This window comes from Thalassospira sp. UBA1131, from assembly GCF_002311515.1.
GTDB lineage: Bacteria > Pseudomonadota > Alphaproteobacteria > Rhodospirillales > Thalassospiraceae > Thalassospira.
Map to the genome: position 1 here is coordinate 212,326 of NZ_DCAO01000104.1, position 12,753 is coordinate 225,078.

The window sequence follows — 12,753 nt, forward strand, 5'->3', positions numbered from 1 at the left end:
AGCAGGATCTGGCGTTCGTTGTTTTCCGATGCCTTGTCGAGTTCGGCATTGACGAACTTGCCGGGCACATAGGCCTCGCCAACGATCTCGCCATTGACCGGGCAGCGGTTCACATGAACGTTGAACACATTCATGAAGATCGAAACACGCGTGCGCGGGGTTTTGTCGTCAAGCTCAAGTTCCTTGGGCAGCGGCGCCTGCGAAATCATGCAAACACGGCCATCTGCCGGGGAAATCACCAGATTTTCATCGGTCGGGGTAATGCGATCCGGGTCGCGGAAGAAGTACGCGCACCAAAGTGTCAGGATCACCCCGATCCAGCCCAGCGGTTCCGCAATCAGGAACAAGCCCACAGTGATCGCCGCAAAGATCGCAACGAATTTCCAGCCTTCGGGATTGATCGGCACAAGAACGGATTTCAAAGTCTTTATTCCCTGGTTGCCATGGTTGGGCGTATCAATTTGGTACGCATGGTACCGTGCGGGCGCTTTCCTACCATCTAGTGATGACAATGGGCAACGCAACCCGCGTTCAACTGTTTGGCCCCAAACTTAAAAGGGGCAAAACACACTTACCATGTGCTTTGCCCCTCGCAAAGAAAAGTGATGCTTATTGCTGATTTTCTTCGTTCGGCAGTGCGAAAATCTGCCCCGGATAAATCAGATCAGGATCGCGGATCTGGTTTCGGTTCTGATGATAGATCACCCAGTATTTCAGGCCTTCGCCATAAGTACTGCGCGCAATCCGCCACAGGCTGTTGCCCGGCTGAACGACATAACGTGAACCCGGCTCAAGAATTTGGTCTGGCCGTGCACGTTCGAACGGAATTTCAACGCGTGCGGTCACCTTGCCGGAACTGTCAAGCTGATCAGCGCGCAGCGTGTAGTTGCCCGGCTCAATCGGCTGTCCGATGGTCAGTGCCCAGTTGCCGTTTTCATCGGCCGGCGCGGTGCCAACATGGTTGTTATCAAGGTAGACCCTAACTGTGTGATTAAGGTCGGCCTTGCCCGACATTGCAACGCGGCCCTCTGTATCGTAGTCGACAACGTCAATCGACAGGCGCGGAAGGGTCGCATCCTGCGTATCAGAACCTTCTTCCTGTTTCGCTGCGGCTTCGGGTGCCGGTCCCTGCATTACGGTGACGGCACCGTCACCATCAGATGGTACCTTAAGCGCGATCACAGGCTGCTTTTCGCTTGCCGGTTCGCTGTCGGTGGCCCCGGCGGTTCCTGTGGTATCGCCAGTTTCACCGCTTTGTTCATTGGTGGCTGACGATGCCTTTTCCTCTGGGATCAGGACAACAACCTTGTCATCTGCCTTGGAAACATTGCCGGTGGCGTCTTCGGCTTCAAGCGACAATTCCCGGTCGCCACTGGCCAACGGTTTGTTTGGCAGTACGACCCATTCACCGCGTTCGTCAGCCGTAGCTTCGCCAATCACTTCTTCACCCTCGCGGATGCGAACCGTGCTGTTGGGTTCGGCGCGGCCTGCAATGACGGCATTTCCGTCCGGGCCGATGCGCACGACATCAAAGCTTGGATTGGTGATCGCAGGTGCGTCAGTGGCCGGTTCAGACGCCGGTTCGTTTGGCGTCGTCTCGGTGGTAACCGCAGGCGCCTGTGTTACTGCCGGTGCGGTTTCTTCATCCGCACTCTTGGTCAGCATGTAATTCAGCGCAATCGCTGCAATGATCAGTACAACGCCGACAATGACGAGGATATAGGGTCGCTTCACCGGAAATATCCTTGAACGATGTTTATGTTTATAACCCTTATGCTCAAGACACTGAAATTGCTTGCCATATTCCCCTCAAACAACCCGTGCGAGCACGTTAATTAGAAACTTGTACTACTTTGTACGTGCAGTTTCCATAACGTAACCTACAAACGATACATCGCAACCGTTAGGCAAAGATGAAGAGAGCAAGACCGCGCGCAGCAAACACCCTTGAGGTCAAAGGCTTCTGGCCGCCATCTCGGCGCCGACATAGGCCACAAGGGCGGCCATGATCAACGGCAAGGCCAAAACACCCACCCGGATCATCATACCCAAAAGTGCGGCCTGTGCCGGGTTATCGGTGGGCAGATGCGCCGCCAGCCTGACCGAGGCCTGACGTGCGGAGACCACCAGAAGCAACACCGCAAAGGCAAGGCAGGATGCCGGCACCATGATCATCGCACTTGCAGCCCCCGACATTAGCGCACCAACAACGCCAAGCCACACCGCCACCCGGTATTGCGGGGCCGCCTTTTCAGAAATCAGCGCGACAAACAGTGCCACCGTCAAGGCCGCCTGAAACACAACATGATCGGCAAGGCCAAACAGATGAACGATGATCCCCTGCCCCAGAGCCAGGGTCATTAAAACCGCAATCGGTCCGGGTTTCGCGATTGTTTCCACGTCGCTTTTGGCATCCGTCGTCGACTTGCCGGATTTTGATTTGGTACTTTTGGCTTTCCTGCCTTTGGCGGGTTTTGCCCCGTCATCGTCATCCTCGGTGAAATCCGGGCGCGTCACCCATAGGAAACACCCGCCGACAATCAGAAACGCCAGCCATGCGACAATCTGGATCGCGCCGGGATGGTATGAAAGCCCTCGAATTGGTGCCGCCAACACCAACCAGCCGCCCAAAAGCAGGGTCAGCCCGGCAACGCCCAGCGATATGCGTTCCGACAGTCGCGAAATATCCATTATCGCGCCACAGACACCGCCAAGCACCAACATCAAAAGTGCTGCGCCCACGCCACCGCGTGCGGTTTCAGGCAGTCCGATGGCCGCTGGCACGGCCACGGCAACCGCCGGAATGATCGCGCCCAGAACAAGGCGACGCGCGATGGAACGTTCCAACCCCAGCCACAAGGCCAGCATCAGAACGGCGGCGATAATGCCCGATATCACAATGGCGAGAATGAATGGACTATCGACAAACACGTTGGGCGGTCCTGCCTTCTTCTTATGAATATGCTTAACGCAGTTTCCTGCTGTGAGAATTACCCATCCCACAATCAGGTTCAGAACTTGTTAACCCTGCGACAAAAAGCGCGCAATTTGCGGCCTTCCAGAGCTTGGCCGTCAATGCCATAGCCAATTGGCAAGATTACGACCAAAGGCGAACAAATCAGGGCACGATCGATAAAATTCAGATGCTGCTATGCGGAAATTACTGCCACAGATGCGATCGGATCGGTTAAGGTCCCCTTCCGTACGGGGTTTCGTTCAGAAATGCGTGGCCCCGCTACCTGCGAAACAAGAAACACAAGGCAGGTCGCCATGACAAAAGTAAAATCAATCTGTGTCTTTTGCGGTGCTTCGGATGGCAAGAATCCGCAACACATGGAAAATGCCATCGCCTTTGGCAAAATGATGGCCGAACGCGGCATCACGCTGATTTATGGCGGCGGCCGGATCGGCCTGATGGGGGCCGTGGCAGATGGCGTTATGCAAAATGGCGGTTCCGTCGTGGGCATCATCCCGGCCCATCTTGACGATATCGAAGTTGGCCATACCGGCCTGTCCGAACTGATCGTTTGCAAATCCATGCATGAACGCAAGGTCGAGATGTTCCGTCGCTCGGACGCGTTTGTCACCCTTGCGGGTGGGCTTGGCAGCCTCGATGAGGCGTTCGAAGCCATAACGCTTCGCCAGCTTGGCATTCATGACAAGCCGATGGTGTTCCTCAATGCGCTTGGTTACTGGGACAAGTGCTTTGACATGATTGACGCCATCATCGACGAAGGCTTTGCCCGCCCCAGCCACAAGAACCTCTATACTGTGGCCAACACACTCGATGAAATCTTTGAACAGCTTGCTGCCGAACCGGCCCCGCGCTTCGACCCGCGCGAAAAGCTTTTCTGATCTCGGCAAAATAGCCTGACCAAAGCCCGGCCAGCCTCACCTGACCGGGCTTTTTTTTTTGTGGTAACCACGCCACTGGAAAAACCGATACTTCAGCTCGAATTAAGATTAACGGGAAAGCTCGCAGGTTGGTTTATCGGCAATCTTTGCCATGCGCTGATCAAATTCATCGGCCAGATCGGCCAATGTGACAGAGGCAAATTTTTCGATCAGCAGTTTTTCAGCAGCCTCGAACGCACTGCCAAGTGCCGAATTAACCGCCTGTTCAACAAGGCATTCCGGATGATCGACGGCAACTCCAACGGCAAAGAAAGCGGGATTGCCAATGGCGCGATGTATATCGAGCATGGTGATTTCCGATAAGGGCCTGGTCAAAACCCAGCCACCACCGTGACCTTTTTCCGAATGCAAATACCCATCATCGCGAAGCCCCGCCATGGTTCGTCGCACCACCACCGGATTCGTCCCAAGCATCTGCGCGATTTGATCAGACGTCGCAGCACCGTCTATCCGGTCCATATGAATAAGAACATGCAGCATGCGCGAAAGTCGGCTGTCACGGCGCATTGCGAACTCCTGATGCGGGTTTGATTTCCAGCAATTCGTAGCACTTGGCACATCTCGCAACAACAAAAGTTTCGAATTCCTTTGACTCGCTCATATCACGATACTTATAAAGTTACATGAAACACATCCATATGTTTGACGAGGAAATGCAATGTCACCAAATGTCCCTTCTGCTGCCCAATCAACCACGGCAGGCAAGAACCAATATGACGTCGCCGTTATCGGGGCCGGGTTCGCCGGGCTTTCGGCAGCGATGCAGCTTGCGCGCGCCCGGTGCGATATATGTCTGATTGATGCCGGAGAGCCCCGTAACCGTTTTGCGACCACCGCCCACGGAGTTCTGGGTCATGACGGCAAAACCCCGGCCGAAATTCGCACTACCGCCATTGATCAGCTTTGCCGCTATGAAACTGTTGATTTTCGTCGCGGGCTGGTCACCGACGCCATGGCCTGCACGCTTCGCGATGCATCCGATCCGCTGTTTGGACTGAAACTGGCAGATGGTGGGGCCCTCGAAGCGCGGCGTATCATTCTGGCCACCGGCGTACGCGATAGCCTGCCCGATATTCCCGGCCTTGCCGAACGCTGGGGCAAAACGGTTCTGCATTGCCCATATTGCCATGGCTATGAAGTGCGCGACAGCCAGATCGGTGTCATCGCGACCATGCCAGCGTCAAGCCATCAAGCAATGATGCTGCCTGACTGGGGTCCGACCACCTATTTCAGCCAGTCTGAACATATGCCCGATGACGACATGGTACTGGCCATGCGTGATCGTGGCATCACAATCGAACATTCGCCAATTGTCGAAATTCTGGGCAAGGCACCGGTCATTGATGGTGTCCGGTTGGCGGACGGGCGCACTTTGCATATTCAAACCATTTTCGCCGGTCCGACCGTTTCCATGCCAAACCCGGTTGCCGAGATGCTGGGATGCCGATTTGATGAAGGACCGCAGGGTCCGTTCATTGCTGTTGATCCCAGTCAGGAAACCAGTGTGCCGGGGGTATTTGCCGCCGGTGATGCCGCAACTGCACGTCACAATGCAACGTTGGCGTCGGCCGCCGGTGTCATGGCCGGGTTTGGCGCGCACCAATCGCTAGTGTTTCGATAAGATCGTAAACTAGAGACAAACTTCAATCATATCCGAACAGGCACCGCCACGCATGCCGCGCGGCGGTGTTTTTGTTACACGCCCGTGCAAAATGGATGATCCGGGGACGGTGTTCATTTGATCATCGCCCTAAAACCCCATAATTTCCGCGCGGTTCGTAACCGTCTGAATATTCATATGAATGTCACGCTTCTGAAATCTTAGTGACAACGAAGCCGCGTATGATCGCTTCAATGTTCAAAACAACAAATTGAACGATCAAATGAATATTTCTACGCGACAGCGCGACATCATCGACATCCTGCGCCGTGACAGCTTTGTCTCCATCGACAAGTTGGCCGAACATTTTGACGTTACCCCGCAAACCGTGCGGCGCGACGTCAATATGCTCAGCGACGCCAATCTGGTGCGCCGTCGCCATGGCGGGGTTGAATATGCCGGCGAACCGGGCATGAACCTTTCCTATGATAGTCGGCAGGTCACCAATATCGCCGCCAAACATGCCATATCGCTGCATGTCGCAAGCCTGATCCCCGACGGGGCATCGATCCTGATCGGGATTGGCAGCACGCTTGAACTGGTTGCGCTTAATCTGGTCGATCATCGCCATCTGACCGTGATTACTAACAACATGAATGCCGCCATGGCGCTGGGCAACAATACCAGCAACCGGATTGTCATTCCGGGTGGCACGCTGCGCCTGCCCGATCGCGACGTCATCAGTCCCGAGGCGGAGCTGATGTTTAACAAATACAAGGTCGACTATGGCCTGTTTGGCGTCGGCGGTGTTGAGCCCGATGGGACGCTTACCGATTTCGATCATCGCGAAGTATCGCTTCGTCAGGCGATTGCCGCCAATTGCCGCAGATCCATCCTTGTTGCCGACCAATCCAAATTCGGTCGGCCAGCCCCGGCCAAGGGCGGCAACCTGACCGACCCCGACCTGATCGTGGTTGATGGTGTGCCCGGCGGCGTTTTCGATCCGTTGTTTGACCGTCAGGACGTTCGCGCGCGTCTGCAAATTGCCAAAAGCGAAAGTTACGAATGACCAACCAGCCCCCCTTTATTCGCATCAATGCTGTGTCGCGCGTGTTTAACGGCGGCAACGGCGTGCATGACCTGTCACTCGACATTCCGCGCGGAAGCTTTGTCGTTCTGCTGGGGCCATCGGGCTGTGGCAAATCAACGACCCTGCGTCTGATTGCCGGGCTTGAAACCGCCGATCAGGGAAGCATCGCGATTGATGGCAAGGATGTCACAAGCGCGCCGCCTTCCAAACGCGGCCTGTCGATGGTGTTTCAATCCTATGCCCTGTTCCCGCATCTGAGTGTTGCCGAAAACATTATCTTTGGCCTCAAGGTCCGCAAAACCCACAAGGACGAAATCAAGACCCGTCTGACAGATGCCCTGCGTGTGACCGGCCTTGAAGGATATGAAGACCGCAAACCCGCACAGCTTTCCGGTGGACAGCGTCAACGCGTGGCACTGGCGCGCGCCATTGTTGCCGGCCATCCGCTGTGTCTGATGGACGAGCCGCTTTCAAACCTTGATGCCAAATTGCGCCATGCGGTGCGCAAGGATATCCGCGACCTGCAACAGCGCCTTGGCATTACGGTTGTTTATGTCACCCATGATCAGACCGAAGCCATGAGCATGGCCGACATCGTCATCCTGATGAAAGACGGTCGGATCGAGCAGGTTGGCAACCCGGCAGACCTTTACCTCAAACCCGCCACCGCCTTTGCCGCCGGATTTGTCGGAAGCCCGCCGATGACCCTGATCCCGGCCAGTGCCCTGCCAGCCTCTGTGATTCCCGATGGCCTTGATGCCAATCACCTGACCTTTGGCATCCGCCCCGAAGATCTGATCCTGTCGACCGGGCAGAACGACCATCCATGGGGCATCCCGGCGACTGTGACAGGCAGCGAGTTTTTGGGTGCCGAGACATTTGTATTTGTTGCGATCCCGGGAACGGATGGGGCCACCGCCCGCCTGCCCGGTCGCGTTGAAATTTCGCCCGGGACAGAAGTCTCGCTCAGTTGGGCTGGCGCTGCGGCCCACTGGTTTGACGGCGAACGCGGTCATCGTCTGACACCGACGATACCGGGCACATCAGCGCAAGATACCAAGATCACCTCTCAACCTGACACTGCAACTTCGACACTTTAACAGGGAACTTTTGTTCATGCGTAACATCGTAACCAGTGCTGCGTTCGCAGCCGGACTGATGGCAACGGCGGCGAGCCCGGCCTTTGCTGCCACTGAACTGACCATGTATTATCCCGTCGCTGTTGGCGGCCCGCTGACCAGCGTGATTGACGGCATGATCGAAGGCTTTGAAGCCGAAAACCCGGATGTCAAAGTCAATGCCATCTATGCCGGCAACTATGACGACACCCGCCTGCGCGCGGTTTCGGCGATCAAAAGCGGCGATCCGGCACAGCTTTCAGTGATGTTTTCAATCGACGTTTACGACCTGATCGAACAGGACCTGATTGTTCCGTTTGATGATGTCGTCAAAACAGCCGAAGACAAGGAATGGCTGAAGTCATTCTACCCGGCACTGATGGCCAATGGTGAAGTCGATGGCAAAACCTGGGGCATCCCGTTCCAGCGTTCAACCATTGTCATGTACTACAACAAGGACATGTTCCGCGAAGCCGGTCTTGATCCGGAAATGCCGCCGCAAACCTGGGAAGAACTGGTTTCCGCTGGCAAGGCACTTTCGAAAGACGGCAAATGGGGCCTGATGGTGCCCTCGACCGGTTATCCGTACTGGATGTTCCAGTGCTTTGCCATCCAGAATGGCAAGGAACTGATGAGTGCTGATGGCACCGAGACCTATTTCAACGATCCGGCTGTTGTCGAGGCGCTTGAATTCTGGCGCGGCCTTGCGACCGAAGAAAAAATCATGCCCGAAGGCACCATTGAATGGGGAACCCTGCGTCAGGCCTTTGTTCAGGGCCAGACGGCCATGATGTGGCATTCGACCGGCAACCTGTCGGCGGTCAAGCGCGAAGCACAGTTTGATTTCGGCGTTGCCATGCTGCCGAAACACAAACAACCGGGCTCTCCCACGGGTGGTGGCAACTTCTATCTGTTCAAGGACTCAACCGATGAGCAGAAAGAAGCATCGCTGGCGCTGATCAAATACATGACCGCACCGGAACGTGCGGCAGAATGGTCGATTGCCACCGGTTATGTTGGTGTCACCCCGGATGCGTACGAAACCGACGCCCTTAAGGCCTATGTCGCGGACTTCCCGCCGGCACTGGTCGCGCGTGATCAGCTTGAAGTCTCGGTTGCCGAGTTTTCCACCTATGACACCGCGCGTGTCCGCGAAGGTCTGAACAACGCCATTCAGGCGGCCCTGACCGGTGAAAAAACCCCGGAAGAAGCCCTTAGCGATGCCCAGTCCGAAGCAGAACGTCTTCTGCGGGCCTTCCACTAAGAGCGCCCGATCTGCACGCCGAAGCGGGATATTCCCCCGCTTCGGCACCTTATTCTTTGATGACTTTGATTAATTGATTTCTTCGCAGGACGTGCCGAGCATGAATGAAATGGCCCGACTTCAAAAACGCAGGCTGGCGCTTTATGGCTGGATGCTGGCCGCACCGGCCTTGGCGCTGATGAGCCTGTTTGCCTTTTATCCGGCCATTGCGACCTTCTGGCACAGCCTGTTTAGCCGCGGCACATCACGCCGACCGTCGGTGTTTGCCGGGTTTGAAAATTATGGCGATCTGTTTGCTGATCCGACCTTTTGGACGGTTGCGACCAATAACCTGATTTATGCCGGTGTGACGATCCCGGTTTCGATTATCTTTGCGCTCGTCATGGCGCTTTGGGCCAATGCCCATATCCCGGCACGGTCATTCGTGCGCAGCGCCTATTTCACGCCGACCATTTTGCCGATGATTGCCGCGGCCAATTTGTGGCTGTTTTTCTATACCCCCGATCTTGGGGTGATTGATCAGATCACCGGGTTCTTTGGCGCATCTCCGACCAACTGGTTGGGCCAGCCGGAAACCGCGCTGGCGTCCGTCATTATCGTGACGATCTGGAAAGAAGCCGGGTTCTTCATGATCTTTTATCTGGCAGCCCTTCAAACCATCCCGCCGGATCTGCACGAAGCCGCCCGGATCGAGGGTGCTGGACGCTGGACCTACACGCGGCGTGTGTTGCTGCCACTTTTGATGCCAACCACGATCTTTGTATTCGTCAACGCGATGATCAATTCGGTCAAGCTGATCGACCATCTGTTCATCCTGACCAAGGGCGGGCCAAACAATGCCTCCAAACTGATCCTGTACTGGATCTGGGAAATGGCATTTGCCTATTTCGACAGCCCGCATGCGGCCGCCATGACCATTCTTGTCTTGCTGGCCCTTGGCCTTGTTGCCGTCGCGCAGTTCCGACTGGTTGAAAAACGGACCCACTACCGATGAAAACAGATACCGTTACCGCCAACACCACACTCAAATTGCCTGATCTCGACAAGGTACTGGATGCGCTTGGCGCATGGGTTCTCGCAATCGTCTGGATTTCTCCGCTGCTGTTTGCTGCCTGGGCGGCATTGCAACCATCCGGCACGGTCCTTGGTCTGGATTTCTCCAATCCGCTGACGTTCGAGAATTTTGTCTATGTCTGGGGTGCCGTGCCGTGGGGCGGGTATTTTACCAATACCGTGATCCTCGTAACCCTGATCCTTGCGGGCCAACTGGTGCTTTGTACATTGGCCGGGTTTGCCTTTGCCCGGTTTGAATTCAAGGGCCGCGATACGGTCTTTATCCTGGTTCTTTTGCAGCTTTTCATTCTGCCGGAAGTTCTGATTGTCGAAAACTACGCCATCGTTTCCAAGCTTGGCCTGTTTGATACAGCACTTGGTATCGGCCTGCCTTACATGGCCAGTGCATTTGGCATTTTCCTGTTAAGGCAGGCATTCAAATCCGTGCCAATCGAGCTTGAAGAAGCCGCCCGGATCGAAGGATGCAGTTGGATGGGCGTTCTGTGGAAGGTCTATGTGCCTGCGGCCAAGCCGGTCTATCTGGCCTATGCGCTGGTATCCATCGCCACACACTGGAACAACTTCCTGTGGCCCCTGATCGTCACCAACTCGCCAGAAACACGGCCGCTGACGGTCGGACTGTCGCTGTTTGGCGCGCCGGAAACCGGGGTGGATATTTCTGTGATCAGTGCCGCAACCATCATGACCATCGCCCCGCTTTTGATGGCGTTTCTGATCTTCCAGCGTCAATTCATTCAGGCGTTCCTACGCGCTGGCATTCGATAGAAACCGGCAATCCGGAATTCACCAGGTTGCTTCAAGCACCTCAAACAAGGCCGATATCATCGGTAGTTCCTTGCGCCGTTCGGTTGTGATCAGGCTCAGGCAGGCCGGAATGGAAACGGTGTTGCACACGGCAAGGCCGAAGGTCTGCTTTTCATGCAGTGCGATGGAATCACGGCATAAGCTTAACCCCACGCCGGATCGGACCATTTCCAGCATCGAGGCTTCCTGATCAACACGCGCGACGCAATTTTGTGTGCAGTCATACTGATCAAAAATCCGCTTAAGCAGCCGCGAATGCACCGATGCGTCCGTCGTGCCGATCCATGGAAGCTTTGCCAGTGTCGTCCAGTCGGCGTTTGCGACTTCTTTTTCCCAACCGACCGGGGCAATCACCCGATAATTAAAATCGGCAAGCTTGATTGCGTGGATTTCTTCGGTCGAGATGACGGCAATATCACCATCGACATCCGGCCCGCTCAGGTAAAACCCGGCATCGATCTGATTGCGGCAAACCCGTGTCAGCATTTCCCCACTGACGCCATGCACGAGTTCCGTTTCGATATCGGGGTAATCAATGCGCATCTGGCTTAGCATCCGGCCAAGACGGATAAATTCCGGATCAACGATGGTTCCGATCCGAAGCTTCCCACCGACACGCCCGGCACGTTTGCGCGCGCTTCTGCGAAACTCGTCCATCGCATCAAGGACAAGCTCGGCCTTTTTGAGCATCGCCTGCCCATCGGGCGTGATTTGCAGGCCGGTTGAGGTCCGCTTGAAAAGCGAAATGCCGGTTTCCTCACCAAGACGCTTGATCTGGTGACTAATCGCCGGTTGCGTCAGGTTCAGGACCGATGCGGCACGCGAAACGCTTCCCTCGCGCGCGACGGTGACAAAAGCCAGCAACATGTTGATGTTCGAAAAACGAGTCATATAAATAACACTAATATTGCTATTCGGATTTTGTCATTAGATTTATGCGACGCTTGCCCGCTTAATACACATTCGGTGTTCGCACCGAATGAAGACCGCTTGCAGATCAAAAGAACAAGCGGCCATCGGAATTGCCTTTGCAGGCCTTTGGTTGCGCGGCCCTTTGGGCCGACAGCCAAACCGATAGAAACCAACAGGGAAGGCGCGTCACAACGATGACAACCACAGAAAACTTCGACTATGTGATCATCGGAGCCGGTTCTGCCGGCAGTCTGCTTGCCAATCGGCTGAGTGCTGATGCCAAGAACAAGGTGCTGCTGCTTGAGGCTGGCAAGGCAGATAACTATGCATGGATCCACATCCCGGTTGGCTACCTTTATTGCATTGGCAATCCGCGCACCGACTGGATGTATCAGACCGAACCGGACAAGGGCCTGAACGGCCGTGTCTTACGCTATCCGCGTGGTAAGGCGCTGGGTGGCTGTTCATCGATTAACGGCATGATCTATATGCGCGGTCAGGCCCGTGACTATGATAACTGGGCCAGAATCACCGGCGAAAAAGCCTGGGACTGGCAGCATTCCCTGGCCGATTTCAAGTGCCATGAAGATCACTACAAGCTTGATGACGGCAACACCCCTGCGACACAAAGCGGCAAACCGTTTTCCGAGATGCATGGTCATGGCGGCGAATGGCGCATTGAAAAACAACGGCTTCGCTGGGACATTCTTGACAGCTTCATCGAGGCCGCCGGTCAAACCGGGATCGAGCCGACCGATGATTTCAACGACGGCGACAATACCGGCATTGGCTATTTTGAAGTCAACCAACGGTCCGGCTGGCGCTGGAACACGTCAAAGGCCTTTATCCGCCCGATCAAGTCGCGCCCGAACCTGACAGTCTGGACCGAGGCACAGGTCGAAAAACTGACCTTTGCGACCAATGCCGACGGCCAAACGGTGTGCACCGGGGCAATCGTCAACAAGGCGGGAACGTC

13 protein-coding genes are annotated in these 12,753 nt (G+C 55.5%); 8 read left to right on the forward strand and 5 right to left on the reverse strand.

From position 1 onward, the window contains the following. The 3 genes from B3Z49_RS17140 to B3Z49_RS17150 all read right to left on the reverse strand — a co-directional run. A partial coding sequence (locus B3Z49_RS17140; protein WP_296993068.1) for a phosphatidylserine decarboxylase occupies positions 1-422 on the reverse strand: 422 nt, incomplete at its 3' end. 187 nt (positions 423-609) lie between these two features. Further along, entirely contained in the window at positions 610-1,734 is a 1,125-nt protein-coding gene (locus tag B3Z49_RS17145) for an Ig-like domain-containing protein (RefSeq protein ID WP_296993070.1), read from the reverse strand. A 219-nt stretch (positions 1,735-1,953) separates the two neighbouring features. Then, on the reverse strand, positions 1,954-2,931 hold the full coding sequence (locus B3Z49_RS17150) for a hypothetical protein (protein ID WP_296993072.1): 978 nt from the start codon (positions 2,929-2,931) through the stop codon (positions 1,954-1,956). A 339-nt stretch (positions 2,932-3,270) separates the two neighbouring features. Here B3Z49_RS17150 and B3Z49_RS17155 point away from each other — a divergent pair, with 339 nt between their 5' ends. Next, positions 3,271-3,855, forward strand: a complete 585-nt coding sequence (locus tag B3Z49_RS17155; protein ID WP_296993074.1) for a TIGR00730 family Rossman fold protein — start codon at positions 3,271-3,273, stop codon at positions 3,853-3,855. A gap of 108 nt (positions 3,856-3,963) precedes the next feature. On the opposite strand, the gene B3Z49_RS17160 is transcribed toward B3Z49_RS17155, so the two are convergent. Beyond that, positions 3,964-4,422 carry an Rrf2 family transcriptional regulator gene (locus B3Z49_RS17160; protein WP_296993075.1) on the reverse strand — a complete coding sequence of 153 codons (459 nt, stop codon included), beginning with the start codon at positions 4,420-4,422 and terminating at the stop codon, positions 3,964-3,966. A gap of 151 nt (positions 4,423-4,573) precedes the next feature. Here B3Z49_RS17160 and B3Z49_RS17165 point away from each other — a divergent pair, with 151 nt between their 5' ends. The 6 genes from B3Z49_RS17165 (at position 4,574) to B3Z49_RS17190 (ending at position 10,826) form a co-directional block, all read left to right on the forward strand. Then, a complete protein-coding gene (locus tag B3Z49_RS17165; RefSeq protein ID WP_296993076.1) occupies positions 4,574-5,536 on the forward strand; it encodes an NAD(P)/FAD-dependent oxidoreductase in 963 nt (320 codons plus the stop codon). A gap of 262 nt (positions 5,537-5,798) precedes the next feature. After that, positions 5,799-6,584, forward strand: coding sequence for a DeoR/GlpR family DNA-binding transcription regulator (locus B3Z49_RS17170; protein WP_296993078.1), 786 nt, complete (start codon positions 5,799-5,801; stop codon positions 6,582-6,584). After that, positions 6,581-7,705 carry an ABC transporter ATP-binding protein gene (locus B3Z49_RS17175; RefSeq protein WP_296993080.1) on the forward strand — a complete coding sequence of 375 codons (1,125 nt, stop codon included), beginning with the start codon at positions 6,581-6,583 and terminating at the stop codon, positions 7,703-7,705. The genes B3Z49_RS17170 and B3Z49_RS17175 overlap by 4 nt, the downstream gene beginning before the upstream one ends. 16 nt (positions 7,706-7,721) lie before the next feature. Further along, a complete protein-coding gene (locus B3Z49_RS17180; protein WP_296993082.1) occupies positions 7,722-8,987 on the forward strand; it encodes an ABC transporter substrate-binding protein in 1,266 nt (421 codons plus the stop codon). A 109-nt stretch (positions 8,988-9,096) separates the two neighbouring features. Continuing rightward, entirely contained in the window at positions 9,097-9,981 is an 885-nt protein-coding gene (locus tag B3Z49_RS17185; RefSeq protein WP_414716267.1) for a carbohydrate ABC transporter permease, read from the forward strand. Next, on the forward strand, positions 9,978-10,826 hold the full coding sequence (locus B3Z49_RS17190) for a carbohydrate ABC transporter permease (protein WP_296993086.1): 849 nt from the start codon (positions 9,978-9,980) through the stop codon (positions 10,824-10,826). Before B3Z49_RS17185 ends, B3Z49_RS17190 begins: the two co-directional genes overlap by 4 nt. Positions 10,827-10,844: 18 nt before the next feature. Here B3Z49_RS17190 and B3Z49_RS17195 read toward each other — a convergent pair whose 3' ends face one another. Next, positions 10,845-11,756, reverse strand: coding sequence for a LysR family transcriptional regulator (locus B3Z49_RS17195; RefSeq protein ID WP_296993088.1), 912 nt, complete (start codon positions 11,754-11,756; stop codon positions 10,845-10,847). 215 nt (positions 11,757-11,971) lie between these two features. On the opposite strand from B3Z49_RS17195, the gene B3Z49_RS17200 reads away from it, so the two are divergent. Next, the coding region (locus B3Z49_RS17200) for a GMC family oxidoreductase (protein ID WP_296993090.1) at positions 11,972-12,753 on the forward strand (782 nt) is incomplete at its 3' end.